This is a genomic window from Xanthomonas sp. NCPPB 3569 (assembly GCF_041475645.2).
In the GTDB taxonomy this organism is placed as follows: domain Bacteria; phylum Pseudomonadota; class Gammaproteobacteria; order Xanthomonadales; family Xanthomonadaceae; genus Xanthomonas; species Xanthomonas phaseoli.
The window spans coordinates 78995-104859 of the sequence record NZ_CM192969.1; the positions used below are offsets into that span (position 1 = coordinate 78995).

At 66.5% G+C, this 25865-nt stretch carries 21 protein-coding genes and 1 pseudogene; 14 read left to right on the top strand and 8 right to left on the bottom strand.

What is annotated here, in order from left to right:
* The first annotated feature begins 178 nt into the window (after positions 1-178).
* Both ACCQ03_RS00295 and ACCQ03_RS00300 read left to right on the top strand, forming a co-directional pair.
* Positions 179-673: a metallophosphoesterase family protein gene (locus tag ACCQ03_RS00295; protein WP_209227431.1), complete on the top strand. Its 495-nt coding sequence runs from the start codon at positions 179-181 to the stop codon at positions 671-673.
* Positions 674-740: 67 nt separating this feature from the next.
* Entirely contained in the window at positions 741-1889 is a 1149-nt protein-coding gene (locus ACCQ03_RS00300; RefSeq protein WP_150145283.1) for an aldo/keto reductase, read from the top strand.
* A 46-nt stretch (positions 1890-1935) separates the two neighbouring features.
* Here the strand turns inward: ACCQ03_RS00300 and ACCQ03_RS00305 are convergent, their stop codons facing one another.
* Both ACCQ03_RS00305 and ACCQ03_RS00310 read right to left on the bottom strand, forming a co-directional pair.
* Positions 1936-3558 (bottom strand): carboxylesterase/lipase family protein, encoded by a 1623-nt coding sequence (locus ACCQ03_RS00305; RefSeq protein ID WP_139790948.1) that lies wholly within the window; start codon positions 3556-3558, stop codon positions 1936-1938.
* Complete coding sequence (locus tag ACCQ03_RS00310) at positions 3555-4628, bottom strand: alpha/beta hydrolase (RefSeq protein ID WP_057678720.1); 1074 nt, start codon at positions 4626-4628, stop codon at positions 3555-3557. Before ACCQ03_RS00310 ends, ACCQ03_RS00305 begins: the two co-directional genes overlap by 4 nt.
* Before the next feature lie 138 nt (positions 4629-4766).
* Here ACCQ03_RS00310 and ACCQ03_RS00315 point away from each other — a divergent pair, with 138 nt between their 5' ends.
* The 8 genes and pseudogenes from ACCQ03_RS00315 to kduD all read left to right on the top strand — a co-directional run bounded on the left by ACCQ03_RS00315 (position 4767) and on the right by kduD (position 13943).
* A complete protein-coding gene (locus tag ACCQ03_RS00315; RefSeq protein WP_057678719.1) occupies positions 4767-5588 on the top strand; it encodes a 2-keto-4-pentenoate hydratase in 822 nt (273 codons plus the stop codon).
* A gap of 37 nt (positions 5589-5625) precedes the next feature.
* Positions 5626-6624 carry a TRAP transporter substrate-binding protein gene (locus ACCQ03_RS00320; RefSeq protein WP_057678718.1) on the top strand — a complete coding sequence of 333 codons (999 nt, stop codon included), beginning with the start codon at positions 5626-5628 and terminating at the stop codon, positions 6622-6624.
* 10 nt (positions 6625-6634) lie between these two features.
* The gene (locus ACCQ03_RS00325; protein WP_057678717.1) at positions 6635-7156 is read left to right on the top strand and encodes a TRAP transporter small permease; all 522 of its coding nucleotides are present in this window, start codon (positions 6635-6637) and stop codon (positions 7154-7156) included.
* The gene (locus ACCQ03_RS00330; RefSeq protein WP_008574485.1) at positions 7156-8439 is read left to right on the top strand and encodes a TRAP transporter large permease; all 1284 of its coding nucleotides are present in this window, start codon (positions 7156-7158) and stop codon (positions 8437-8439) included. The genes ACCQ03_RS00325 and ACCQ03_RS00330 overlap by 1 nt, the downstream gene beginning before the upstream one ends.
* A 195-nt stretch (positions 8440-8634) precedes the next feature.
* Positions 8635-10218, top strand: coding sequence for a family 43 glycosylhydrolase (locus ACCQ03_RS00335; RefSeq protein WP_057678716.1), 1584 nt, complete (start codon positions 8635-8637; stop codon positions 10216-10218).
* A gap of 141 nt (positions 10219-10359) precedes the next feature.
* Positions 10360-11418 (top strand): LacI family DNA-binding transcriptional regulator, encoded by a 1059-nt coding sequence (locus tag ACCQ03_RS00340; RefSeq protein WP_017159605.1) that lies wholly within the window; start codon positions 10360-10362, stop codon positions 11416-11418.
* 843 nt (positions 11419-12261) lie between these two features.
* A pseudogene (locus ACCQ03_RS00345) lies at positions 12262-13004 on the top strand (5-dehydro-4-deoxy-D-glucuronate isomerase).
* A 183-nt stretch (positions 13005-13187) separates the two neighbouring features.
* Positions 13188-13943: a 2-dehydro-3-deoxy-D-gluconate 5-dehydrogenase KduD gene (gene kduD, locus ACCQ03_RS00350; protein WP_057679969.1), complete on the top strand. Its 756-nt coding sequence runs from the start codon at positions 13188-13190 to the stop codon at positions 13941-13943.
* A 136-nt stretch (positions 13944-14079) separates the two neighbouring features.
* Here kduD and ACCQ03_RS00355 read toward each other — a convergent pair whose 3' ends face one another.
* Complete coding sequence (locus ACCQ03_RS00355) at positions 14080-14268, bottom strand: hypothetical protein (protein ID WP_158011203.1); 189 nt, start codon at positions 14266-14268, stop codon at positions 14080-14082.
* Here ACCQ03_RS00355 and ACCQ03_RS00360 point away from each other — a divergent pair.
* Positions 14252-14908: an RpiB/LacA/LacB family sugar-phosphate isomerase gene (locus tag ACCQ03_RS00360; RefSeq protein ID WP_017154952.1), complete on the top strand. Its 657-nt coding sequence runs from the start codon at positions 14252-14254 to the stop codon at positions 14906-14908. The two genes, ACCQ03_RS00355 and ACCQ03_RS00360, sit on opposite strands and share 17 nt — an antisense overlap.
* A 555-nt stretch (positions 14909-15463) precedes the next feature.
* On the top strand, positions 15464-16597 hold the full coding sequence (locus ACCQ03_RS00365) for a GDSL-type esterase/lipase family protein (RefSeq protein ID WP_170922361.1): 1134 nt from the start codon (positions 15464-15466) through the stop codon (positions 16595-16597).
* A 211-nt stretch (positions 16598-16808) separates the two neighbouring features.
* Here the strand turns inward: ACCQ03_RS00365 and ACCQ03_RS00370 are convergent, their stop codons facing one another.
* Entirely contained in the window at positions 16809-17453 is a 645-nt protein-coding gene (locus ACCQ03_RS00370) for a DMP19 family protein (RefSeq protein WP_057678488.1), read from the bottom strand.
* Positions 17454-17591: 138 nt separating this feature from the next.
* Positions 17592-18482, bottom strand: coding sequence for a phenylalanine 4-monooxygenase (phhA, locus tag ACCQ03_RS00375; RefSeq protein WP_209227433.1), 891 nt, complete (start codon positions 18480-18482; stop codon positions 17592-17594).
* Between the two features lie 128 nt (positions 18483-18610).
* On the opposite strand from phhA, the gene ACCQ03_RS00380 reads away from it, so the two are divergent.
* On the top strand, positions 18611-19093 hold the full coding sequence (locus ACCQ03_RS00380; protein ID WP_003490476.1) for an Lrp/AsnC family transcriptional regulator: 483 nt from the start codon (positions 18611-18613) through the stop codon (positions 19091-19093).
* A gap of 290 nt (positions 19094-19383) precedes the next feature.
* Positions 19384-21582, top strand: coding sequence for a TonB-dependent siderophore receptor (locus ACCQ03_RS00385; protein WP_209227435.1), 2199 nt, complete (start codon positions 19384-19386; stop codon positions 21580-21582).
* A 584-nt stretch (positions 21583-22166) separates the two neighbouring features.
* On the opposite strand, the gene ACCQ03_RS00390 is transcribed toward ACCQ03_RS00385, so the two are convergent.
* The 3 genes from ACCQ03_RS00390 to ACCQ03_RS00400 form a co-directional block, all read right to left on the bottom strand.
* Positions 22167-23204 (bottom strand): patatin-like phospholipase family protein, encoded by a 1038-nt coding sequence (locus ACCQ03_RS00390; RefSeq protein WP_017157369.1) that lies wholly within the window; start codon positions 23202-23204, stop codon positions 22167-22169.
* Positions 23205-23769: 565 nt separating this feature from the next.
* Positions 23770-24777 (bottom strand): TIGR00266 family protein, encoded by a 1008-nt coding sequence (locus ACCQ03_RS00395; protein WP_057678491.1) that lies wholly within the window; start codon positions 24775-24777, stop codon positions 23770-23772.
* A gap of 200 nt (positions 24778-24977) precedes the next feature.
* Positions 24978-25823 carry an ABC transporter ATP-binding protein gene (locus ACCQ03_RS00400; protein WP_209227436.1) on the bottom strand — a complete coding sequence of 282 codons (846 nt, stop codon included), beginning with the start codon at positions 25821-25823 and terminating at the stop codon, positions 24978-24980.
* Between the last annotated feature and the right edge of the window lie 42 nt (positions 25824-25865).

A 25865-nucleotide genomic window follows, 5' to 3' on the forward strand; every position in this document is an offset into this window, starting at 1 on the left:
ACCATCGGGCTACTGGCCCGGTGGTGGGCGGCAGCTGCGTCATGCATCCGGCTCTCCTCGACGGGGTAGGTCATGCGCTGGCATCGCTTGCATTGCTGTGCTCCCACTCGGTTGCGATGGCATCGATCCCTGCAGGCCGACAACCGCACAGCAACACATCCGGCAGCAGGTCGTCTTGATGATCATGCCCAAACGCGGTGACGGCGAGACGGGCACCGGCGCGCGAATCGGTGTGATCTCCGATACGCACGGCCTGCTCCGGCCCCAGGCGCTTGCCGCGCTCGAGGGCTGCACGCAGATCATCCATGCCGGCGATGTGGGCACGCCACAGGTGCTTGAGGCGTTGCGGGCACTGGCACCGCTGCACGCCATCGCAGGCAATATCGACGACAAGCCGTGGGCGAGGGGTTTACCGCAGACGCTGGATCTGCAGATCGAGGGCGTGCGCATCCATGTGCTGCACGATCTGAAGACGCTGGCACCGCAGGTGCAGGCCGACGTCGTCATCAGCGGCCATTCGCACAAGCCGCTGGTGCGCATGCACGATGGGGTGCTGTACCTCAATCCGGGCAGCGCCGGGCCGCGCCGCTTCCGTCTGCCGATTAGTGTGGCCTTGCTGTGGCTGGGCGATGGCGCGCCACGCGCGCATGTGCAGCAACTCGCGGTGGGCTGAGTCCGCTGACTCGGCATGCACACCGGCGGGGCCATGCTCGTGGGCCACGTTGTTGCAGGGAATTCCCATGAATACACGTCGCCAATTCCTTTCTGCTGCCGCGGCCGGTACCGCGGCATTGGCCGCTGCGCCGTTGATGGCGCAATCGTCGGCGCCGGGCAGCGTGATGCCCACGCGCGGAAACACCGAGGCGGGCGCATTGCCGACCAATCCGGTCGTCAAGGGCGCACGCTACCGGCCGCGCAGCCGTCTCGGCTTCGGTGGCGTGGCCATCGGCAATGGCTTTGCGCCGGCCACCGACGCACAGAGCGAGCAGACGCTGGCGGCGGTATGGGAATCGGGCGTGCGGTATTTCGATACCTCGCCCTGGTACGGGCTGGGCTTGTCGGAGCGACGTACCGGCCATCATCTGCACACCCATCCGGCCGACGAGTACGTGCTGTCGACCAAGGTCGGGCGCCTGCTCACCGCGACCGACACGCCGCCCAAGACGATGTGGCAGCGACCTTCGCCGTTCGACTATCGCTACGACTACAGCGCCTCCGGCGTGCGGCGCTCGATCGAAGACAGCCTGCAGCGTCTGGGGGTGTCGCAGATCGACATCGCGTATATCCACGATCTCTCGCCAGAGAACGAAAAGGACCTGGGCATGCCGTGGGAGCAGCGCTTCGCCGAGGCGGTGAAGGGCGCGATGCCGGAGCTGACCAAGATGCGCAAGGAGGGCCTGATCAAGGCCTGGGGCTTTGGCGTCAATCGTCCGGAGCCGGCCCTGCGTGCAATCGAAGAGGCCGACCCGGACATCTTCCTGCTCGCCTGCCAATACTCGCTGCTCGACCATGCGCAGGCCTTGCATGACACCTTCCCGAAGATCGCAAGGCACGGCGCCTCGGTGGTGGTTGGTGCACCGTTGTTGGCGGGTTATCTGGCCGGGCGTGAGCGTTATCTCTACGACGGCACCATTCCATCGTGGGCGCCTGCCAAGCGGCAGAAGGCATTGGCCATTTGCGACAAGCATGGTGTGGATCTACGCACGGTTGCGCTGCAATTTGCCGCGGCCCCGCAGGTGGTGTCGGCCGTGATTCCCGGTGCACGCACGGCCGAGCAGGCCCGGGCCAATGCGAGCTCGATGCAGGTGGCGATTCCGTCGACGCTGTGGGAAGCGCTCAAGCGCGAAGGTGTGATCGAGGCAGACGCACCGGTGCCCGCTGCACGGTGAGGCCTGAGCGCGCGCGCCACGCGCGGTGTTCGAGCGCCCCAGGCAATCAAAACGTCCCGCGTTGAATGAAGGGCGCGTGTTGATACAACACGCGCTCGCCACCGCGCGGATCCAGTTCCAGGCGGCTTGGCGTATCGAACACCAGTGTTTCGCGCCGTTTCAAGGAAAATGGCTGCCAGTGCGGCGCACCGCGACGATTGGGGTCGCCATGCCGCGCAAACGCAATCAGCGCCTCGCTCATTTGCTCGGCCATGCGCTGCGCATCGGCACCATCGCCGGTGCGCGAGCCCGGCTGGCGCACGTTGTCAAATACCAGCGGAATATCCAGGGTATGGAAGGCGCCGAACTTGCCGCCATCCAGGGGCGAACCCCAATCCAGTTGATAGACCCAGGTCGGCGCACCCTGACGGGCACGCGCGTCGGCTTCTTCCACAGCGCCGCGCCACGAGCGGCCGGCGGTGGTGGCTGCGAAGAACACCTGCGACGGCGTGTACTGCGGATAGAGCCGCCGATATTCGGCGATGACCACCTGCGGCAACAGGTCCACGTATTGCTGCGCCTCCAGCCTGGCCGGCAACTCGTCCCAGCTCAGCGCGAAATTCTTCGCATCGTGACCGAGAAAGCCGCGCGTCTCATCGCGCGTATTGCCGATCACCATCGGGATGCGCGCCGACTGCACCGGCGCAGTGGGCCAGAACGGATGCACCGGCACGTTGCGCGCATCCAGCACCGGGCCGAAATACAGCGCGGTGTTTTCCACCCGCGACGGGTCGCGCACTTGCGCGGCGGCGAGCAGTTGGGCCACAGGCAACGTGCGCATGCGCGCGATCTCATCTGGCGAGATCTTCAACGCGTCCAGCAGCAGCTGCGCGCGCTGGGTGGCCGCACGCGGCCCGGCCACGGTGACCTGTTGTCCGCTCATGGTCCAGGCGCGATGAAATAGCCCGCGCGCGGCCGGCATCGCCATCAGCGTGGCGATTTTGGCGCCACCGCCGGACTGCCCGAACACCGTGACATTGCCGGCGTCGCCGCCGAATTCGGCCGCATGCTGGCGCACCCACTGCAGGGCCTGGACCAGGTCCAGCTGCCCGGCATTGCCGGAGTCGGCAAAACTGGCATCGCCCAGCTGCGCCAGCGACAGATAGCCGAAGACGTTGAGCCGGTGATTGACGGTGACCACCACCACGTCGCCGCGCTTGCACAGGCGCACGCCGTCGTAGAGCGGGTCGCTGCCGGAGCCGGTGGTGTAGCCGCCGCCGTGGATATAGAACAACACCGGCCGCTTGCCGCCATCGCGCAGACCGGGTGTCCACACATTGAGGAACAGGCAGTCCTCACTGGTGGGCTCGCTGGCCTTGAGCTGTGGCGCCGCTGCACCGAAATCGTTGGCGTCGCGCACGTGCTGCCACGGCGTTTCCTGCAACGGTGCCTGGAAGCGCTGCGGGGCGGTGTCGCCGCCATACGGGATGCCCTTGAACACGCAGATACCCTGGTCGCGATAGCCGAGCAGCGCGCCGCCACGCACGCGTGCCAGCGGCGCGCCCTCGTCGCGTGGCGGTGCACGTACGGCCGTGGCAGCGAAGCCGGGAAGCGTTGCTGCCGCTGTCGCGAGCAGGCCACCACGCAGCAGCGTGCGGCGCCGCGTATCAGGGAGGGCTTGTGTGGTCATCGCGCCATTTCCTTCGCGGGTGCGGGTGACGCGAGCTTGGCCACAGGCGGCTGCGGCTTGGTGACATGCGCGATCCAGGCTTGCGCCAGCTGCGGCCACGCGGACACGGTGAGGCCACTGCCGCTGGCGGCACCGAAACCATGGCCGCCCTGCGGGAATACATGCAGCTCGCTCGGCACCCCGGCGCGCAGCAGCGCAGCGTGCATCAGCAGGCTGTTGTGCACCGACACCACGGTATCGTCCTGTGCATGCAGCAGAAAGGTGGGCGGCGTGCGCGCGTCCACGTGCCGCTGCGGCGAATAGGCCTGTACCTGCGCCTGGCTCGGGGCGCTGCCGAGCAGACGGTCGCGGGAGCCTTTGTGCGCGTTGGCGCTGTCCATGTCGATCACCGGGTAGATCAGCAACTGGAAGTCCGGTCGCGCGCTCAGTGCATCGGCCGCGTCGATGGGCGAATACACCTGCGCGGCGTAGCGCGTGCCCAGGCTGGCGGCGACATGGCCGCCGGCCGAAAAGCCCATCACGCCCACGCGCTGCGCATCGATGCCATAGCGGGCCGCGTTGGCGCGGATCAGCCGCAAGGCACGTTGCGCATCGGCCAGCGGCACGTCGGCGCCGTTCGGGTGGCCTTCGCCCGGCAGCCGGTAGCGCAGCACGAACAGGGTGATGCCGGTGGCGTCGACAAAGCCGGGCACCAGCGCGCTGCCCTCGTTGTCCAGCACGATGCGCTGGTAGCCGCCGCCAGGCGTGACCAGCAGGGCGGTGCCATTGGGCTGTTTGGGCCGGTAGACCACCATGTAAGGCGTACTGACCTGCTGGATGTAGCGGTCCGGCCGCGCCGGATCGCTGCTGCGCTCGACGATGCGCTGTGGTTGCGGCAACGCGGTATCCCCCGGTGCCAGCGGCGTCGGCCACAGCGCAATCCGGCTGGCCTGTTCGGCGGCAGTGTCGGCGCTCGGTCGTTCGGCCGGCACCGGGCCGGCCAGCAGCGCGCTCACCACGACCGCCGCCAGGCCACGCCGCGTGGCGCGCAAGAGCGCGTTCGAAGCACGCGTTTGGCGTGTCTGTTCCATTCACCCCTCCCAGGGTCACTTCGTCGCCGCGACCACAATGCCGCAGTGCACATTGCCAATGACACCGGTTTACCATATACAGCACACCGTGCCGCTGTCGATTGGCAGTGCAACAAAACACCTATCGGGGAGATACCCTTGAGCAACGACGCCGCCACTCCGCCATCGTCCACATCCACGCTGTCCGCCATCGCCCAGCGCTTTGTGGAAGCACGCCGTGCAGGGGTATCGCTGCCTGACTTTCCCGGGCAAATCCCCGACGATCTGGTCACCGCCTACCAGGTGCAGGACATCGCCATCAGCCAGTGGCACGACCATGTCGTCGGCTGGAAGGTGGGGTATATCGCCGCCGAGCGCCGCGACGCGTCCGGCGACGAACGCCTGCTCGGCCCGATCTTCTCTCAGAAGGTCTGGAATGCTACCGGTGGAACAACCGAATTCCCGATCTTCGTCGGCGGCTTCGGTGCGGTGGAAGCGGAATATGTGCTGGTGCTCGGCGCCGATGCCCCAGCCGAGCAGACCCACTTCACCCCGGAACAGGCCGCGCAGCTGCCGGCGACGTTGTTCATCGGGGTGGAGATCGCCAGCAGCCCGCTGGCCACCATCAACCAGTTGGGCCCGCGGGTGGTGATTTCGGATTTCGGCAACAACAACGGCCTGATCCTGGGCCCGGAAGTAACCGATTGGCTGGCGCGCGACGAGGCTGCGCTCACTGCGCAGACGCTGATCGACGACCAGGTGGTCGGCACCGGCGGGGCCACCACGCTGCCGGGCGGCCTGCGCGCGGCCTACGCATTCGCGCTCAGCCGTTCGGCACAGCGCGGGCGCCCGCTCAAGCGCGGTGATCTGATTGCCACCGGCAATGCCACCGGCATCCACGACATCGAAGTGGGGCAGCTTGCCCTGATTCGCTTCGCCGGCATCGGCGACATTTCCTGTACGGCCGTGTCCGCCAGTTAACCGCGGACCCCGTGACCAGACGCTTGGGAGGGCGCCAATGATCACACGCAGACATTTTCTTGGTGCCGGGCTCGGCGCCGCTGCTGCTGCCCCCTGGTGGGGTGCCGGCGCCACCACGCCGATTCCCGGCGGGCAGTTGCTCACAGCCACCGATGTGCACGTCGGCGATTACCCCACCGTGGAAGCGGTGCGCTGGTTCGGCAAGCAGCTGGAACAACGCACCAATGGCCGGCTCAGGCTGCGCCAGTACCACTCCGGCCAACTGGGCCGCGAATCGGAGGCGATCGACATGGCGCGCTTCGGCGCCATCGACATCACCCGCGTGTATTCGGGCGCGTTGAACAACACCTTCCCGCTCACGCAAGCGCTGTGCCTGCCGTACGTCTTCGATTCGGTACCGCATCTGCGTCGCGCCATCGACGGGCATGTCGGCGACAGCGTGCTGCGCAGCTTCGAGCAGCGCGACCTGGTCGGTCTTGCCATCTACGATTCGGGCGCGCGCTGCTTCTACAACACCAAGCATCCGCTGCACCGCCCGGAAGATCTCAAGGGCCTGAAACTGCGCGTGGCCTCCTCGGACATCTTCCTCAAGCTGATGCGCATGCTGGGCGCCAACCCCACGCCGATGTCGCTGGGCGAGACGTTCTCGGCGATGGAAACGCACATGATCGACGGTGCGGAAAACAATATGCGCAGCTTCCAGTCCAGCCGCCATTTCGAAGCGGCGCATTACTGGTCGCAGAGCGAGCACTCCTACGCGCCGGACATCCTGGTGATGTCGCGCAAGAGTTTTCAATCGCTGAGCGCGGCCGATCGCGGCCTGGTGGTGGAACTGGCGCGCGCGTCGGTGCCGGTGATGCGCGCGTTGTGGGATGCCTCCGAGACGGTGGCGCGCAAACAGGTGATCGACTACGGCGTGAAGCTCAACCAGGTCGACATGCCGGCGTTCCGCGCCGCTGCCGCGCCGCTGCTGGCCGAATACCGCAAGCAGCCGGAGATCGAAGCGCTGTACCGCCGCATCCGCGATTTCGCATAGAGGTGTCCCGATGACCGAACCCGAAACTGTTGCCGTCACGGTCGCGCCGTTGCAGCGCGCGCTGGACCGCGTTTCCGACATTGCCATTGGCGTGGCCTCGCTGGCGCTGCTGGGCCTGGTGGTCGTGCAGGGCTGGCAGGTATTCACCCGCTACGTGCTCAACGACTCGCCCAGCTGGACCGAGCCGGTGACCCTGTTGCTGCTGAGCACCGCACTGAGCCTGGGCGCGGCGGCCGGCGTGCATACCAATCGCCACTTCGGCTTCTACCTGCTGGGCGAACACGTGCCGCCGCTGGTGCGCAAGATGTTCGAAGTGATTCGCCCGCTGATGATCCTCGCCATCGGTGCGGTGCTGGCGTGGTGGAGCGCGGCGCTGCTGATCGATGGCCTGGATATCAAGATGGCCGGCGCGCAGATGCCTCAGAGCATCAACTACCTGCCGCTGTCGATCGGCGGTGCGCTGATGGTGCTGTTCGCCCTGTACAAGTTGTGGCGTGTGCTGCGCCCGGTCCATGTCGGAGGAGTGCGCTGATGGGCATCGCCATGTTGTTGGGCACCTTCGTGGTGCTGCTGCTGATCGGCGTGCCGGTGGCCTACGCCCTGGGCGCGGCGGCACTGGCCACGCTGCTGTATCTGGACCTACCCACGGTGGTATTGGTGCAGCAGATTTCCGCCGGTAGCGGCTCGGCGTCGCTGATTGCGATTCCGCTGTTTATCTTCGCCGGCGAGCTGATGCTGCGCGGTGGCATTTCCGAACGCTTGATCGCCTTGGCTTCGTCCTTGGTCGGGCGTGTCCGCGGCGGTCTGGGCCAGGTCAGCGTGCTGTCGTCGCTGTTCTTCGGTGGCGTCTCCGGCTCGGCGATTGCCGATGTCTCGGCGGTCGGCGGCACCATGATTCCGCAGATGATCAAACGCGGTTACGACCGCGATTACGCGGTGAACGTGAGCATGACCGCCGCGCTGGTGGCCTTGCTGGTGCCGCCTTCGCATAACCTGATCCTGTTCTCGGCCGCGGCCGGTGGCGGCTTGTCGATTGCCGATCTGTTCGCGGCCGGCATCTTCCCCGCGTTGTTGATGACCGCCGCGATGATGGTGACCGGCTATGCAGTGGCGCGTCATCGCGGCTACGGCACCGAAGCCTTTCCTGGGTGGCGTGCGGTGGCCTTGCGCCTGATCGGTGCGCTGCCCGGCCTGGGGTTGGTGGGGTTGATCTTCATCGGGATTCGCGCCGGCATCTTCACCGCGGTGGAAAGCGCCGCCATTGCCGTGGTGTACGCCTTGATCGTCACCGCATTGCTGTATCGCCAGTTGCGTTGGGCCGAGTTCTTCGCCGCCGTCACGCATGCCGCGCGCACCACCGGCGTGATCCTGTTCGTGATCGCCACGGCGGCCGTGTTCGGCTGGTTGCTGGCCTATCTGCAGGTGCCTGCGGCGGCGGTGAAGTTCCTGCAAGCCATTGCCGACAGCAAGAACATGGTGCTGTTGATGATCGTGGTGATGCTGCTGTTGCTGGGCATGTTCATGGACCTGGCGCCGAAGATCCTGATCTGCACACCGATCTTCCTGCCGGTGGTGAAGGCCTACGGCATCGACCCGATCCACTTCGGCCTGGTGATGGTGCTGGCCGGCGGTATCGGCCTGATCACCCCGCCGATCGGCTCGGTGCTGTTCATCGGCACCTCCATCGGGCAGATCACCATCGCGCAAAGCATGCGCACGATCTGGCCGTTCTGGCTGGCGGCGTTGTGCGTGCTGTTGATCGTGGCGTTTTTTCCTGAGTTGTCGCTGTGGCTGCCGCGCGCCCTGCGCGCCTGAGCCTGGGCGATTGCGTGATTGCGTCACTGGCAGACGGGTGATCGGTACGGCTTGTTCGCGTGGTATCGATCGCCTGCCCTCCACAGGCAGGCGCGTCGGGCATCGCTGCCGGCGGGAGGGCTCTACCGCATCTGGTTAACCGGTGGCATGACGCACCATCGTGGTAACGCCCGGCATCCGGGACTAGGAGAGAGCATGCGTGTGCGTCCCGTTTCATCCCGATGGCGTTGGCTGATGGCCGGCGGCTTGCTGCTGTGCGCCGGCCTGAGCGCGGCGGCCGACTGGAAGCGCGGCATCGAACACCAGCGCATCGCCGACCAGGGCAACGGCAGCTTCCTCAATCCGGTGCTGGCCGGCGACCATCCCGACCCGTCGGTGCTCAAGGATGGCGACGACTACTACCTCACGCTGTCGTCGTTCGATGCGTACCCGGGCCTGCCGATCTGGCACTCGCGCGACTTGGTCAACTGGCAGCCGCTGGGCCACGCCATCACCCAGAATGTGGGTGCGATCTGGGCGCCGGACCTGATCAAGCACGGCAAGCGCTACTACATCTATTTCCCCGCACGGCGGGGCGACCAGGGCGGGCGCAGCAATTTCGTGGTGTGGGCCGACGACATCGCCGGCCCATGGAGCGCCCCGATCGACATCGGCCTGGGCAAGTACATCGACCCCGGCCATGCGGTGGGCGAAGACGGCAAGCGCTACCTGTTCCTGAGCGGCGGCGATTACGTGCAGCTGTCCGATGACGGCTTGAAGGCGGTCGGCACGCCCAAGCATGTCTACGACGGCTGGAAATACCCGGAAAGCTGGGACGTGGAGGGCTACTCCCAGGAAGGCCCCAAGATCACTCGCCACAACGGCTGGTACTACATGACCACCGCCGTGGGCGGCACCGCCGGCCCGCCGACCGGGCACATGGTGATCACTGCGCGTTCGCGCTCGATCCACGGCCCCTGGCAAAACGCGCCCAACAACCCGATCACCCGCACCAGAAGTGCGGATGAGCCGTGGTGGTCGCGCGGCCACGCCACCCTGGTGGAAGGCACCGACGGCCGTTGGTGGATGCTCTACCACGGCTACGAACACGGCTACTGGACGCTGGGTCGGCAGGCGCTGCTGGACCCTATCGAATGGACCACGGACGGCTGGTTCGTCGCCAAGGGCGGCGATCTGGGCACCCCGCTGAAAAAACCCAGCGGGCAGGCGCTGCAGCACGGCATGGCGTTGTCGGACGATTTCCGTGCCGCCAGGCTGGGCCCGCAGTGGGCGTTCTTCAACCCGGCTGCCGACGAAGCCAAGCGCCTGCAGGTGGGCAATGGCGTGCTGCGCCTGCAGGGCAAGGGCACCGCGCCGCGCGATGCCTCGCCGCTGACGGTGATCGCCACCGACCCGGCCTACCAGTTCGAGGTGCAGATGACCGTGTCGCCGGGCGGGCAGGGCGGGGCGCTGCTGTTCTACAGCGACAAGCTCTACGCCGGCGTCGGCAGCAATGGCGAGAACTTCGTCATGCACCGCTACGGCGAGGAACGCCCCGGTACGCTGGCACCCAGCGCCAACGGCGGCACGCTGTGGCTGCGCGTCACCAACAACCGCCACATCGTCACCATCCACAGCAGTGCCGACGGCAAGACGTGGACCAAGTACCCGGTGCAGATGGAAGTGTCCGGTTACCACCACAACGTGGCCGGCAAGTTCCTGGCCCTGAAACCGGCCCTGTATGCCGCAGGCCCCGGCCAGGTGGAATTCCGCAACTTCCGCTACCGCGCCCTGGACTGACCGTTCTGCATCGGCGGGCATGTCGTGGCGCTGCCTGCCGTGGCAGGCCCGGCACGGCGGACCCGGTGCAGCGGCAGGCTTCGCTCAGGTCTGCCGGCCGTCTGGCCGGTAGAATCCAATCAACTTTACTGGTTGACCGCTATGCCCGCCCGCAAGATGCCTGAAGAGGGAATGCCTGGCCTGCCGAAGGGCCGGGTTGCAACGATCAACGACATCGCGCGGATGTCGGGCGTGTCCAAGAAGACCGTCTCGCGGATCATCAATAACTCGCCGTTGGTGCGGCAGGACACGCGCGAGAAGGTCGAGGCGCTGATGCGCGAGGTCGGCTACGCGCCGGATCCGCTGGCGCGCGGGCTGGCGTTCCGGCGCTCGTTCCTGATCGGCATGGTCTACGACAACCCCACCGCGCAATACATCGTGGACATGCAGTACGGCGCGCTGGACGCGCTGCGCGGTTCCAGTTTCGAGCTGGTGGTGCACCCCTGCGACAGCCGCAGTCCCGGTTATATCGAAGGCGTGCGCCGCTTTGCGCAGGCGCAGAAGCTGCACGGCGTGATCCTGGTGCCGCGCGCCTCCGAAGACCAGGCACTGGCCGACATGCTGGCCGAGATCGGGTGCCGCTACACCCGCATCGCCTCGATCGCGCTGGACACCACCTCGCAGACGGTGATCACCCACGACCGCGACGGGGCAGCGGAGGCGGCCGATTACCTGCTCTCGCTGGGCCACCGCGACATCGCCCTGGTCACCGGCCCCAGCGCCTACCGCTCCTCGATCGAGCGCACCTCCGGCTTTGCCGACGCGTTGGCCCGTCGCGGCATCGAACTGCCGCCCGAGCGCATCGTCGAAGCCGGCTACACCTTCGAATCGGGCGTGGCCGCCGCCGAAAAGCTGCTGCTGGGCAAGAAGCGCCCCACCGCCATCTTCACCGGTAACGACGAAATGGCCGCCGGTATCTACAAGGTGGCGCTGCGCGCCGGCATCAGCATCCCGCGCCAGCTCTCGGTGATCGGCTACGACGACAGCTCGCTGGCCTCGCGGCTGTGGCCGCCGTTGACCTCGGTACGCCGCCACACCCGTGACACCGGGCGTACTGCCGCGGCGATGCTGATCCAGCCCGACAACGCGCCGCAGCTGCCCACCGCCAGCGTGCGCCCGCACCTGATCGTGCGCGACTCCTGCCAGCCGCCGGAAGATTGAGCGCCGCGCGCCGCGCGCCGCGCCTTAGCCGGCGCTACGCGCCACCTCTTCGCAGGAAGAAGGAACACGCTGCGTTCGGCCAACGGCTGGCCCCCATCCGCCCTACGGGCACCTTCCCCCGCAGGCGGGGGAAGGCAGTCCGCGGTCGCGGCTGTAAAGCCCCTCTCCCTGCGGGAGAGGGGTTGGGGTGAGGGTACGGCGGCAGACAGCCACCTGAGCACCCAGGCACGCACTGACCGCCGGCAACCTTCACGTGCAGATTGCGCCTTGCCTCCCAACACAAGTGCGTAGCCTCCGGACCCTATCCGGCGCTACGCGCCACCGTCTCCCGATGGCAGAAGGATCAAAGCCCCTCTCCCTGCGGGAGAGGGGTTGGGGTGAAGGTACGGCAGCAGACAGCCATCCGAGCACCCAGGCACGCGCCGCCCGCCGGCAACCTTCACGTGCAGATTGCGCCTTGCCTCCCAGCACAGCGCGCAGCCTCGGACCCTCATCCGACGCACGCGCCACCGTCTCCCGACGGGAGAAGGATCAAAGCCCCTCTCCCTGCGGGAGAGGGGTTGGGGTGAGGGTACGGCGGCAGACAGCCATTTAAGAGCCCAGGCCGGCGCCGATCGCCGGCAACCTTCACGTGCAGATTGCGCCTTACCTCCCAACACAGCGTGCAGCCTCGGACCCTCATCCGGCGCTACGGCCCCCTTCTCCCGACGGCAGAAGGAAGTGGACAGTCCTCGCCGCCCCACACCGTCTTTCGTGCACTGCGCAATGACACCGGTTAACCAGAGTCGGTAGACTAGCCCCCTGCAAGCCCATGTTCCCCCTCGCTTGCCTTGGAGAAGTGCCATGTCCCTGTACTGCAAAACGCACTACGCCACCCATCCCGACGCCATCAAGGGCGCCAGCAACGACGCGCTGCGCGAGCTGTACCTGCTCGATGGGCTGTTCGTGGACGACGCGGTGACGCTCAAGTACACCCACTATGAGCGCTTCGTGCTCGGTGGCGCCGCCCCGCTGGGCAAGACGCTGGAACTGCCGAAACAGACCGAGCCGGCATCGGCCGCCGGGCATCCGTTTCTGGAGCGTCGCGAGCTGGGCATTCTCAATGTCGGCGCAGGCACCGGGACGGTGACCGTGGACGGTACTGCCTGCATGCGCGCTTTGAGACCAAGCAACTCTCGATCAAGGATGCGGTGGCACTGGAGCGCGGCGCGCTGGAAACCAGCAACGAGCGCACCATCTACCAGTACATCGTGCCGGCCACCTGCCCGTCCTCGCAGCTGTTGCTCGGCCTGACCGTGCTCAAGCCCGGCAGCGTCTGGAACACCATGCCGCCGCATCTGCACGACCGCCGCAGCGAGGTGTATTTCTATTTCGACCTGGGCGCCAACGACCGCGTCTACCACTTCATGGGCGAACCCGATGCGCAGCGCCACATCGTGATGCAGAACAACGAAGCGGTGGTGTCGCCGCCGTGGTCCATCCACATGGGCGCCGGCACCAGCAATTACGCCTTCATCTGGGCAATGGGCGGCGAAAACCTGGATTACACCGACATGCACGTGCTGGATATCTGCCAGCTCAAGTAAGGCCTGCATCCATGCGCCTGCATGCAGACGGCCGCGGCCATGACACCGCTGTGTTCAAGCCGGGGCCAGCAACGCCGGCGCGATGCAAGGGCTTGTGGCGCAACCCCACTCATAAGACGCAATCGTCCGCGCACTGCGCGGCTCACAGCACACCACCGCACACCCAGCAGGAGCGATAAGGTAATGAGCAATCCGTTCAGTCTCGAAGGCAAGGTCGCACTGGTCACCGGCGCCAACACCGGCTTGGGCCAGGGCATTGCGCTGGCATTAGCCGAAGCCGGTGCCGACATCGCTGCCGCCGGCATCCAGGCGCCCACCGAGACCGAAGAAAAGGTCAAGGCGCTGGGCCGCCGCTTCATCGCCATCGAAGCCAACCTGATCAGCATCGAGCCGGTGCAGCGCATCATCGACGAGACCATCGCCGGCCTCGGCGGGCTGGATATCTTGGTCAACAACGCCGGCCTGATCCGTCGCACCGACGCAGTGGATTTCAGCGAGCAGGATTGGGACGACGTGCTCAACGTCAACCTGAAGTCGGCCTTCTTCATGGCGCAGGCCGCAGGCCGTCACTTCATCGCCCAGGGCCGCGGCAAGATCATCAACATCGCCTCGATGCTGTCGTTCCAGGGCGGCATCCGCGTGCCGTCCTACACCGCCAGCAAGTCGGGCATCGCCGGCATCACCCGCCTGCTTGCCAACGAATGGGCCAGCAAGGGCGTGACCACCAATGCCATCGCACCGGGCTATATGGCCACCGACAACACCGCGCAGCTGCGTGCCGACGAAGACCGCAACAAGGCCATCCTGGACCGCATCCCGGCCGCGCGCTGGGGCGTGCCGGCCGACCTGGGCGGTACCGCGGTGTTCCTGGCCAGCAGCGCGTCGGACTACGTCAACGGCGCCATCATTCCGGTCGACGGTGGCTGGCTGGCGCGCTGATCCAGATCGCACGGCGATGACGCGCACCCTCCAACGCGCGCCGCCGCCCATGGTGTTGCTGCGCTGTGGTGTCCTTCTCCCGCTTGCGGGAGAAGGTGCCCGAAGGGCGGATGAGGGTCGGCCACACGCACATCAATCAACTGCCAATGTGCTTCGCGGCAATCTGCCTTCCCGACTGCATCAGCGCCTTGATCACTGCAACGAAACAATGCGCCGGCAGTTGAAAAAACGGCAACCAAAGGCACGCATCATCGCGACCTGGCAACAATCCTTTTAAGGATCTTCCCCAACCCAATCGGAGCATTCCCATGAAAATCGCACTCATGAATGAGTTTAGTCAGGCCGCCAAGAACCCGGTGATCCTGCAGCAGCTCAACGACGTCGCCAGCGAGCAGGGCCACAGCGTGTTCAACGTCGGCATGGACGGCGACAACGACCACCGCCTGACCTATATCCATCTGGGCATCGTCGCCAGCCTGCTGCTGAACTCCAAGGCGGTGGACTTCGTGGTGGCCGGCTGCGGTACCGGTCAGGGCGCGATGATGTCGCTCAATGCGCACCCGGGCGTGTTCTGCGGCTACTGCATCGAGCCGACCGACGCCTACCTGTTCGCCCAGGTCAACAACGGCAACGCGCTGTCGCTGGCGTTTGCCAAGGGCTACGGCTGGGGTGCGGAAATCAACGTGCGCTACATCTTCGAAAAGGCCTTCAGCGGCGAGCGCGGCATGGGTTACCCGGCCGAGCGTCGCGAATCGCAGCAGGCCAACGCCGGCATCCTGACCCAGCTCAAGCAGGCCACCGCCAAGTCGTACCTGGACGGCCTGCGCGCCATCGACCCGGAGCTGATCAAGCAGGCCGTCGGCGGCGAGCGCTTCCAGCAGTGCTTCTTCGACAACGCGCAGGATGCAGAAATCCGCAACTTCGTTGCCGGCGTGCTGGGCAAGACCGAGGCGGCGGCTGCGTGAGTCACGCTGCACGCGCATGCCTGATCTTGTTTACAGAGCAGGCATGTGCCAGTACCACGATGCAGTAGATCGTCTGAGCTTCATGCATCGCAAGCCCAAGCGGGCCCTTGATGGAGAAAGGCGTTTCATCAGGGGCATCGCTTGATCCGGCAATGTCGACCTCTGACGCCTCGGTGACTGAAGTGCCACTACGCGCACGCAGGCAACACGCCTGCACGCACGTCGCCCCGCTTCCAGCGGGGCGAAAAGGCAGGGCTAGCGCGCCATTGGCGCGTCCGCCTTCGAGCGCCCACGCCGCATGGTGTGGGCGTGGGCTCGGGCGCGGAGCGGGGGTTGGGGTGGGGGTACGGCGGAAGACAGCCAATCCAGGCAGCTAGGCGCACGCGCCGAACCATCGACGAACGGTCACACCATTGCATCGCTCAGCAACGGCATCAACGCGTCGCTCTGCCGAGCCCAGTGAGCGCGCAAAGCGCAGTTGCATCGCCCAAGACCACGCATGCGCCCCATGCGTCGATACGGATCGCAAACCGCAACAACAGCAAGTAACCGCACGTGCACTCAGCGGAGCCCCTCATGCATCGACTGCTTATCGCCATGCTGTTGCTCTGCACCGGCATCGCCCACGCCGCGCCACAGCGCATCTTCATCGCCGGCGATTCCACGGCTGCCGAATACGGTGCCGAGCGCGCCCCGCAAGCCGGTTGGGGCCAACTGCTGCAGGACTGGTTCGATCCGGCGCAGTGGCAGGTGCACAACCATGCCAAGGGCGGCCGCAGCACGCGCAGTTTCATTGCCGAAGGGCGGCTGGATGCCATCGCAAGAGAACTGCAGCGCGGGGATGTCTTGCTGATCCAGTTCGGTCATAACGATGCCAAACGCGAAGACCCCACGCGCTACACCGATCCCACGACCGATTACGTGCAGTTCCTGCGCCGCTATATCGCCACTGCGCGCGACAAAGGCGCCACGCCGATCCTGATCACGCCGGCCGCCCGGCTGTTGTACGACTTCGGCGCGTTGCTCGACACGCACGGTCGCTACACCCTGGCGATGCAGCAACTTGCCGCGCAGGACCAGGTGGAGCTGATCGATCTCAACGCCAGTTCCAGCGACTGGATCCGCGCGCTCGGCGAGCAGGCCGCCAAACCGTATTTCCTGTTCGTGCCCGAACAGGGCAAGGCCGACGGGACCCACTTCAGCCGTGCCGGCGCGACCGCCATCGCCTGCCTGGTAGTGCAGGGGTGGGTGCAACTGCAGCCGACGCTCAAGGCGCAGCTGCGGCGCGACGCCGATTGCGGTGCTGCGCCCGACACCGCTGCGCAACGCGCCGCACAACCGCATCCGTCGTTGATCGCACACGAACGCGATCTTGCGCGTCGCCAACCGGGCCCACACGGTGGCGCCGGCCCGACCACCGCCTATCCGTTTTTTGCCGACGCCCCGGATCTGACGTTCGTGCTGCGCAAGCGGGTGCTGCACAAAGGCGCCGGCATCGGCCTGCATCTGCACGACAAGGACGAGATCTACTACATCGTCAGCGGGCGCGGCTTATATGCGCTGGACGGCAAGCAATACCAGGTCGTTGCCGGCGATGCATTGTTGACGCGGCCGGGCAGCACGCACGCCCTGCAGCAAACCGGCGAAGAACCGCTGGTGCTGTTGCTGGCGTACACCGCATCCAAGTAAGTCTCGCGCCAAGACAGCGCGGCTGCAACGAAGCGCTGCGTTTTTTCATTGGGGCTGCGTTGCAATCAGGCATGGCCAGCGTGCGGGTCGCCTGCTTCCACGTGCAGAAGGCTGCGGCGGATCAGCGACAGCAGACAGCCAATTGCGCCGGCCCACAAACCGCGTCAGTGGTGTTCGCCGCCGACATCCGGCGGTGCACGCGTTCCAGCCGTCAGGCCTTGTCCACCCCGTAGTGCGTCAGACCCAGGCGCGCCAGTTCGGCCGAACGGCGGTAGTAGACCTCTTCCCAACCATCCACGCGTTGGCGGTCGGTGTCGCTCATGGCATCGAGAATGTCTTCGATACTGAGCAGATTCGGGTCTTCTTCCAGACGCTCGAACACTGCGCCCAGGCCTTCGATGGCCTGGCGCGCTTGCGCGGCGCCCATGGCGGCCAGCCCCCGCAATGCATCGCTGCGGGTCGCCGCATCCCAGCGGTCGAAATAGCGGGCGTAGCCGCTCTCGTTCATGTCCGCATCCAGCCGCGCCAGCGCGATGAGTTCGCGCTCGCCCGGCGACAGCGCATCCATGCGCCCGCGCGATTGGCTGAGCTTGGCCTGCACACGGGCAGCGCGGCGGCGCCACAGCAATTCGGGCATGTTGAGCAGGCCTTCCGGGGTGGGGGGCGCCACTGCGGGCCAGTTCACTCCGAAGCCGTCTTCGGTGATCTGCCATTGCGCGCGTTGTGGCGGCGATGCCTTGAGCAGGAGCCGATGCGCCTGGATGGGCTCGTCGATGCGGATGCCGTTGGCCAGGGTGAACAGCAGGCGGGTGTCGTCCAGCTCCAAGCGCCGGATGCGCAGATGCGTCAGGTCCATTGAGCGAAGGCGATGTGGGGAGGTTCGACCTTAGTGCGCGTTGGCGGTGGTGTCGAGTCGGTGCAGGCTACGTCGCGGCAGCGTGCCCGCGGCACCGCGGCGTACGGCGGTTGGTGCCGCGCCAGCGGAGCCGCGACCTCACACGTCGCCGTCGCGGCTCCAACCCTCGCTGCTGCCGCGCTGGATCACCCGATCGCTCGGCAGCACATCACCGGCCGGCACCTGCGGCTGTTGTGCAAGCTCGGCGTAGATCGGGGTGAAGTCCGGCGCGGTGGCCTCCATCAGCTGCGCAAAACTGTCGATGACGAAATAGGTCTTCTGGAAGCTGTCGATGCGGTAGCGCGTGCGCATGATGCGTTGCAGGTCGAATCCGATGCGGTTGGGTGCCGGCGATTCCAGCGAATACAGCGATTCGCCCTTGGACGACACGATGCCGGCACCGTAGATGCGCAGGCCCTGCGGCGTGTCGATCAGACCGAATTCCACGGTGTACCAATACAGCCGGGTGAGGTTCTGCAGCGCGTCCGGGCCGATGCCGTGCGCCTTGACCCCGCCGCGGCCATAGGCCTGCATGAAGTCGGCAAACAGCGGGTTCATCAACAACGGCACGTGGCCGAACAGGTCATGGAACAGATCCGGTTCGGCGATGTAATCGATCTGATCGGGCCGGCGGATCCACCAGGTCACCGGGAAGCGCCTGTTGGCCAGATGGTCGAAGAAATCCAGCTCCGGCAGCAGGCCCTGCACGCCGACCAGGGTCCAGCCGGTGGCGGCCTGCAACACCTGGTTGAGCGCATCGAAGCGCGGGATGTGCGTATCGCCCATGCCCATCGCGTCCTGCGCCTGCAGGAACTCGTCGCAGGCCCGACCGACCAGCAGCTCGCGCTGGCGCCGATACAAGGTGCCCCAGGTGGCGTGATCGTCGGTGCTGTAGCCGTCCCAGGGCTGCTCCACCACCGCGGTGGTGTAGACCGGCACATAGCCCTTGTCGGTGAGCTGGTTTTCGACGCGTTGCGGGGCGTTCTTCATGCAGCGGCACTTCCCGGGTGATCAGCCGTCACCTTAGCCGGACGCGCGCGCAACGGGATTGCGAATCTTGCGTGCCATAAGCGGATTGGCGCAAGATTCGTGCGTCTTGGTCTGCTGCTGCGCAACATATGGATCAACCCATCGCCCTGGACCGCACCGATTTGCGCCTGCTCGCCCTGCTGCAGACGCAGGGCCGCAGCAGCAATGCGGAGCTGGCCGTGCAGGTCAATCTGTCGGCATCGGCGTGCCTGCGCCGCACCCAGCGGCTGGAGGCGGCCGGCATCATCGCCGGCTATGGCGCGCGCCTGGACGCGCGCGCGCTGGGGCTGGGTTTGCAGGCGTTCGTGCGCGTGCAGCTGGAGCAGCACGGGCAGGCCGACATCGAGCATTTCGCCGAGGGCGTGCGCGGCTGGGACGAGGTGGTGGCGTGCTGGGCGCTGACCGGCGACATGGATTACCTGTTGCAGGTGCAGGTGCGCGACCTGGAACACTTCTCGCGGTTCCTGCTCGATCGCCTGCTCAATGCCACCGGCGTATCGGATGTGAATTCCAGCTTCGTGCTGCGCACGGTGAAGGCGCCGGAAGGTCTGCCGTTGTCGCATCTGGCCTGAAGTGCAGATCAGCCATGTGGCGATAGCGCAGGGCGCCGCGCGCAAGCCGCAGCCGGCAAGGGCGCCGCGCGCGGCCGCTTCCCAGGCGAACGCAGAAACGTGCTGCTTGCCACATAAACGATAACGATTTACATTTGCGTCACATCTTGGCCGCGTCCGGCCATGTCGTTCGTGTCGCATCGCCAGCCCGCGCAGGGTCAGCCAGCCGGTTCGAGTGGACGCCCGCGTGTGCCTGTGCCTTTCCCTGTTGCGTGACGCGCTGCGTCCGCAGCGATCGACGAGAACGCCCCATGTCTGCTGCCATCGCTCCCCTTGGCCTGTTGTCTGCTGCGCTGCTGTGCGCGCTGTCGACCTTGGCTCCCGCTGCCCATGCCGCCGACGCCGCCGATGCGACCAACGCCACGACGCTCGACCAGGTCAGCGTCAATGGCACGGTGAGCCGCGCGCAACCGGCCACCACCACGCGGCTGCCGCTGACCCTGCAGGAAACCCCGCAGTCGGTGAGCGTGATCGGGTTGCAGCGCCTGGAAGAGCAATCGCTGTTCAGCATCGACGATGTGATGCGCAATGTGACTGGCGTCAACGTGTCGTTCTACGACACCCAGCGGCCGTTGTATTTCGCGCGCGGTTTCCAGATCACCGACTTCCAGGTCGATGGCCTGCCCACCTACAGCGGCGCCACCAATCAGGAATACGACACGGTCTTCTACGACCGCATCGAAGTGATCCGCGGCGCCAATGGCCTGCTCACCGGTGCGGGCATTCCCTCGGCCACGGTGAACCTGTTGCGCAAGCGCCCGGGCAAGGACTTCGACGCCTCGTTCGGAGTGAGTGCGGGCACCTGGGATTTCCGCCGCATGCAGGCCGACGTCAACGCGCCGCTGACCGAAGACGGACGCTTCCGCAGCCGCGTGGTGGCCGCCTGGCAGGATCGCGATTACTACTACGACCGTTACCACGACAACAAGATGTCGGGCATGGCGGTGCTGGAAGGCGACCTGACCGACAGCAGCACGCTGACCGTGGGCTACCAGCGCCAGGACAACAGCCCGGTCGGTTCGACCTGGGGCACGGTGCCGTTCTTCGCGGCCGACGGCTCCTTCGCCAACCTGTCGCGCTCGACCAACATGGCGCCGGAATGGACACGCTGGCAGCGCGACACCAGCACGGCATTCGCCAACCTGGAACAGCGCTTCGGGCAGGACTGGTTGCTGCGCGTCAACGCCGCCCACACCAAGGGCGCCGTGCAGAGCCTGCGCGTCTACGGCACCGGTTACCCGGCCGCCGATGGCAGCGGCGTGTTTCTGCGCGCCAACGCTGGCGAAACGCAGGACACGCGCGATAGCGTGGACGTGTACCTGTCCGGCGGGTTCGCCTTGTTCGGCCGCCAGCACGACGTGGTGATCGGCGGCAGCTGGCAGGACCTGCAATCGACCACCTATACCCTGGCGCAGACCTATCCCGACGACTGGACCACCTGCGGCAGCGAACGGTGCTATTTCATTCCCAACATCCGTAACTGGAATGGCGACGCGTCCGCGGTGAGCTACACGCGCACCGGCGCCCGACGCGACGCACGCACCACCCAGCGCGGCGTGTATGCCTCCACGCGCTTGCGGCTGGCCGACCCGCTGTCGTTGATTGCCGGCGCGCGGCTGAGCTCCTGGGAAACCCGCACCCAGGCGTTCAATGCCAGCGGCCGCTACACCGGCACCAGCGGCCGCTATGAAGTCAGCGACGAAGTCACCCCGTACGTCGGCCTGGTGTACGACATCGTGCCGGAGGTGTCGGTCTACGCCAGCTACACCGAAATCTTCAACCCGCAGAACTACCGCGACAAGGACAACACCCTGCTCGCGCCGGTGGAAGGGTCCAACCTGGAAGCCGGCATCAAGGCGCAGTTGTTCGATGGCCACGCGATGACCACCGCCGCCGTGTTCGAAGCCAAGCAGGACAACTACGCGGTGCGCGACATGACCCAGCCGGAAGCTTCGCTACCAGATGGCAGCTCGGCGTACATCGGCGTGGATGGCACCAAGAGCCGCGGTTGGGAAGTGGACTTCAATGGCGAAGTGTTGCCCGGTTGGACCATCAACGCCGGCTATACCCACGTCAAGGTGACGCGCGCGCCCACCGATGCGATCTACGCCAACCTGCCCGAAGACTATCTGCAACTCTCCACCCAGTGGCGCCTGCCGGGGACGTGGGACCGGTTGAGCATCGGCGGTGGCGTGAGTTGGCAGAGCGCGGTACGCGGCTTCAATATCGCACGCCCCACCGGCGACGGCACCGGCGCCACCACGCCGGTCACCGTGGTGCAGAACCCGTACGCGCTGGTGCATTTGAACGCCAATTACCGCATCAGCGAGCAGTGTACCGCCTCGCTGGCGGTTCGTAACGCGTTCGACAAGACCTATTGGGCGAATCTGGATTATCAGAACTACGGCGAACCGCGCTTTGTCAGCGTGTCGCTGCGTTGGCGGTATTGAGGTCGTGGGCGATGCAGACGCCTGAGTGAGGCATGCGGCCGAGCGACGCGCATTACGGCGCGATGCGTGCGGTGTGGTGACCGGGACGGCATCGCGAGCAGGTCGCTCCTGCAAACGCGGTGCAACCACGTAGCAAGCGCAGTGCAACCACGCGGCAAGCGCAGTGCAGCGACGCAGGTCTTCGTCGTCGAGCCTTCGGCCACGACGCCATCTCGATGACGTTTGGCCCTCAACTGCCACGACTCGGCCAAGCCCGCCGTCCGCACCAGCCACCACGTCGGGTGCAGGCCCCACGTGGGGTGCATTCATTGCGACCAGGCACCCACCAGCACGCCCCTTGGCCCACACGCATGCCGCAACAGCGAGGGCTGCGGCACAGGCCATTGTAGAAGCGGCCCCGGCCGCGATGCCGTCCCGATGACATCTGGCCCGAGCACCCACGACATCCAGCGGACCGACTGTGCAGCTGCATGCGACTGGCCGGCAGGCGTGCGCCACAGGCATCGCCGGCGGAGTCCTTGCGTGCATGCGCGCCCCGCCCACGGCCGCATCCGGCCGCAATCCATTCCTCCAGCGCAGCCGCCTTACGGCGCCACGCAGCCCTCATCCTTGCCACGCAATTTTTCCCAGCGCGAGCGTTGTTCCAGGCAGCGCTCGTACGCCTGTTGCTTGGCCGCCTTGGCCTGATCGGCGGCGGTCCGGACTGCGCTGCTGCGCGCGGCCTGCAGTTGCGCAATCTTGGCGCGAATCTGCGGCATCACCGCCATTGCGGCGCGCTCGCCTTCGAGGATCGCCGCACCGCGCTGGTTGAAATCGGCCGAGCCGATATCGTTGACCTTGGGGCGAATGACCACGTCGGCACGTTTGAGTTCGGCCTCGCCCAGGCGCTGGCCCATGATCGAGATCGACTGGTTCACCGTGCCCAGCAGGTCCCCCGGATTCTTGCCGCTGGCCTTGCTGGAAATATCCACCGCCACCACGAATTCGGCACCCAACTGGCGCGCCGCATCCACCGGCACCGGGCTGACCACGCCGCCATCGACGAAGTGATAGTTGCCGATGGTCACCGGCTCGAATACGCCCGGGATACTGCTGGACGCGCGCACCGCCTGGCCGGCATTACCGCGCACGAACACGGTACGTTCGCCATCTTCCAGACGCGTGGCGACCGCTGCGAACGGCTTGCGCAGTTTTTCGATCGGCTTGCCGCCGAGCTGTTCGTTGACGTAGTCCTGCAGTTTCTGGCCTTGCACCAAGCCACCGGAAAACAGCCGCACATCGCGGATGCTGGTCTGGTCGAGCGCGACGGCCTTTTCCTGCATTTGGAACGCATCCATGCCGCTGGCATACAACGCGCCCACCACGCTGCCGGCGCTGGTGCCGGACACCACCACCGGCGCAAAGCCGTTGGCCTCGAGCATCTTGATCACCCCGATATGCGCAAAGCCCTTGGCCGCACCGCCACCGAGCGCCACGCCGATCTTGATGGGCTTGGGGGCTGCGGCCGAAGGTGCCTGCACCACCGGCGCCGGTGTCGCCGGGCGCGGCTCGCCCCCGCAGGCGCCGAGCAGACCGAGCATGGACAACAGGGCGAGCGAGCGGGAGCAGCGGAGCGCGATCATGGCGAGAACGTCGATGGGAAAGGCGAGGGAGAATACACGCGCGCTGTCACTGCTGCGCTGGTGTGGCGTGAGTGGAATTCATTCGGAACAGCATCTTTTGCAGGCGTTGCACTTCCTTCTCCCCGCGGGAAAAGGTGGCGCGTAGCGCCGGACGAGGGTATGAGCGGCACCTGATGCCGTCCCATTCCACCTGTGGCTTCGCCCGGACCCTCACCCCAACCCCGCCTTGCGGCGCGTGGGCGCTCGAAGGCAGGCGCGCCGATGGCGCGCTCGCCCTGCCTTTTCGCCCCGCCGGGAGAGGGCTCCGGTTCCGTGCGGCGATGGACGTGGCTGCGGCCAGGGTGCCGTCATTGCACCAACGGCCCGGTCGCCTGCCTTCTCCCGCCGGGACAGTTTCCTGCTTCATGGAGCAGGAGCTGGCGCAACGCGCCGGACCAGGGTATGCCCCAGCACATGCCAGATGCCTGGAGCGACAAACGCCGCCATGCGCCTTCAGAAGCGCCACGACGCGTGCTTCGCCCCCCGAATCCAAATCGCCATCACGCCCGCCCGCCGCGACACCCGATCAAAACCGGTTATCGCCATCCAGCAACCGCCCCAGGCCGCCCAACACCGAGCCTTCGCCGCGCTGTTGGCCGCCGGCTTGCGGGGCGGCCTGCAGCATGCGGCCGGCCATGCGCGAGAACGGCAGCGATTGCAGCCAGACCTTGCCCGGGCCGGTGAGGGTGGCCAGGAACACGCCTTCGCCGCCGAAGAACATGCTCTTCAGGCCGGCAACGCGGCGCACGTCCATGTCCACGCCGGCGTGATAGGCCACCACGCAGCCGGTATCCACGTCGATGCGCTCGCCCGGGCCCAGCTCGCGTTCGACGACGGTGCCGCCGGCATGCACGAACACCCAGCCGTCGCCTTCGAGCTTCTGCATGATGAAGCCCTCGCCGCCGAACAGGCCGGTAAGGATCTTGCGTTGGAAGGCGATGCCCAGCGACACCCCGCGCGCGCCGGCCAAAAAGCTGTCCTTCTGGCAGATCAGCTGGCCGCCATGCTCGGACAGGCGCAGCGCCAGCACCGTGCCCGGGTAGGGCGCGGCGAAGGCGACCTTGGCCTTGCCGCTGCCGGCGTGGGTGAACACGGTGGTGAACATGCTTTCGCCGGTGACCACGCGCTTGCCGGCCGACAGCAGCTTGCCCATCAGCCCGCCGCCACTTTGACCGGCATGCGAGCCGTCGCCGAACACGGTGTCCATCTGCACCGCCGCGTCCTTGTACATCAGCGCACCGGCCTCGGCGATGGCGCTCTCGCCCGGGTCCAGCTCGACTTCGACGAACTGCATGTCGTTGCCGACAATGCGGTAGTCGATTTCATCCGCGCGCCCGTGCATGCCGGTCAACGGCGGCGGTGCGCTAGCGCCGCCCTGCAGTTCGGTCAGCTGACGGGCCGGCGTCCAGCCATCGAGCCCGTCGCGCCAGGCCAGCGCATCGGGGTGGCGCTGCGCGTGCGCGCGGGCGCTGGCATCGTCGAGGGGGCCGAGACGGTCGGCCTGTCCGGGGTTATGGAAATACCACTGGGCCATCGGGACGACTCCTGTCTGTGTGTGCGGCGAGTCTAAGCGCAGGCGCGGCGGCGGCGTCCCGTGTCCAAGGTCATGCCTGGAAAGCGTGGTTGTGAGGAGGTCATGCGCGCATCCGGCGCGCGCTTGGCCATCGCGCTGCCGAGCATCGTCGGCAGCTCGTGCAAGGACACGCCCTGCGCGAACTGCGGGCGGAGTGTCGGCTACTCGCCCACTGTCGCCCAACAGCGCTCGCCATCGCGCTGCACCCGCACCGGGCCGTCGAACACGGCCGACAGGCTGGCATCGGTGAGCAGCGCCTCACGCGTGCCGTCGGCCACCACCTTGCCGGCGCGCAGCAGGATCACCCGTTCGATCTCGGGCACGATTTCTTCGATGTGATGGGTCACCAGCACCAGCGTGATGCCTTGATGGGCGAGGTGCCGCATCGTCTCGAGCAGGTGCTGGCGCGCCACCAGATCCAGCCCGGTGGACGGTTCGTCCAGCAGCAACGCCTGCGGGCGATTGACCAGCGCACGCGCAATCAGCACCCGGCGGGTTTCCCCGGCCGACAGTTCGGCAAATTGCCGGTCCACGAGCGGCAATGCGCGCGCCAGCGCCAGCGCTTCGCGCGCGCGTGCACGCATGTCGTGACTAATCTCGCGATGTGGCGGCACCACAGAGCTGGCGAAGAATCCGGAGAGCACCGCGCTTTCCACATCCAGCCCTGGCATGTCGGCCAGGTTGACGCTCAGATCGCCGGTGACGATGCCCAGTTGCGAGCGCAGGCGATCCACCTGCCAGCGCGTTTGTCCCAGCACCTTCACGGCGGGCTGGCCGTCGCCGCGCGCCAGCGGGTACAGCTCGTGCGTGATCAGCTTGATGAAGGACGATTTGCCGCAGCCGTTGGGGCCCAGGATCGCGGTGTGCTGCCCCAGCGCAATGCGCAGACTCAGCGCATGCAGCACCCGCACCTGGCCGCGCATCACGCTGGCCTGGTCGAGTTCGATCAGCGGGGCGGCGTTGGCGACAGCAGCAGAAACAGCAGCGTTTTCGGTAGCAACAGTCATACGGGTGACAGCAGACGGAAGTGGGGACGGGGTCTGAATCGC

What these genes read in the sequence shown, in the direction of transcription:
- ACCQ03_RS00295 (WP_209227431.1), top strand. Translation starts at nt 179, where the DNA reads ATGATCATGCCCAAACGCGGTGACGGCGAGACGGGCACCGGCGCGCGA.
- ACCQ03_RS00300 (WP_150145283.1), top strand. Translation starts at nt 741, where the DNA reads ATGAATACACGTCGCCAATTCCTTTCTGCTGCCGCGGCCGGTACCGCG.
- ACCQ03_RS00305 (WP_139790948.1), bottom strand. Translation starts at nt 3,558, where the DNA reads ATGACCACACAAGCCCTCCCTGATACGCGGCGCCGCACGCTGCTGCGT.
- ACCQ03_RS00310 (WP_057678720.1), bottom strand. Translation starts at nt 4,628, where the DNA reads ATGGAACAGACACGCCAAACGCGTGCTTCGAACGCGCTCTTGCGCGCC.
- ACCQ03_RS00320 (WP_057678718.1), top strand. Translation starts at nt 5,626, where the DNA reads ATGATCACACGCAGACATTTTCTTGGTGCCGGGCTCGGCGCCGCTGCT.
- ACCQ03_RS00325 (WP_057678717.1), top strand. Translation starts at nt 6,635, where the DNA reads ATGACCGAACCCGAAACTGTTGCCGTCACGGTCGCGCCGTTGCAGCGC.
- ACCQ03_RS00330 (WP_008574485.1), top strand. Translation starts at nt 7,156, where the DNA reads ATGGGCATCGCCATGTTGTTGGGCACCTTCGTGGTGCTGCTGCTGATC.
- ACCQ03_RS00335 (WP_057678716.1), top strand. Translation starts at nt 8,635, where the DNA reads ATGCGTGTGCGTCCCGTTTCATCCCGATGGCGTTGGCTGATGGCCGGC.
- ACCQ03_RS00340 (WP_017159605.1), top strand. Translation starts at nt 10,360, where the DNA reads ATGCCCGCCCGCAAGATGCCTGAAGAGGGAATGCCTGGCCTGCCGAAG.
- kduD (WP_057679969.1), top strand. Translation starts at nt 13,188, where the DNA reads ATGAGCAATCCGTTCAGTCTCGAAGGCAAGGTCGCACTGGTCACCGGC.
- ACCQ03_RS00360 (WP_017154952.1), top strand. Translation starts at nt 14,252, where the DNA reads ATGAAAATCGCACTCATGAATGAGTTTAGTCAGGCCGCCAAGAACCCG.
- ACCQ03_RS00355 (WP_158011203.1), bottom strand. Translation starts at nt 14,268, where the DNA reads ATGAGTGCGATTTTCATGGGAATGCTCCGATTGGGTTGGGGAAGATCC.
- ACCQ03_RS00370 (WP_057678488.1), bottom strand. Translation starts at nt 17,453, where the DNA reads ATGGACCTGACGCATCTGCGCATCCGGCGCTTGGAGCTGGACGACACC.
- phhA (WP_209227433.1), bottom strand. Translation starts at nt 18,482, where the DNA reads ATGAAGAACGCCCCGCAACGCGTCGAAAACCAGCTCACCGACAAGGGC.
- ACCQ03_RS00380 (WP_003490476.1), top strand. Translation starts at nt 18,611, where the DNA reads ATGGATCAACCCATCGCCCTGGACCGCACCGATTTGCGCCTGCTCGCC.
- ACCQ03_RS00385 (WP_209227435.1), top strand. Translation starts at nt 19,384, where the DNA reads ATGTCTGCTGCCATCGCTCCCCTTGGCCTGTTGTCTGCTGCGCTGCTG.
- ACCQ03_RS00390 (WP_017157369.1), bottom strand. Translation starts at nt 23,204, where the DNA reads ATGATCGCGCTCCGCTGCTCCCGCTCGCTCGCCCTGTTGTCCATGCTC.
- ACCQ03_RS00395 (WP_057678491.1), bottom strand. Translation starts at nt 24,777, where the DNA reads ATGGCCCAGTGGTATTTCCATAACCCCGGACAGGCCGACCGTCTCGGC.
- ACCQ03_RS00400 (WP_209227436.1), bottom strand. Translation starts at nt 25,823, where the DNA reads ATGACTGTTGCTACCGAAAACGCTGCTGTTTCTGCTGCTGTCGCCAAC.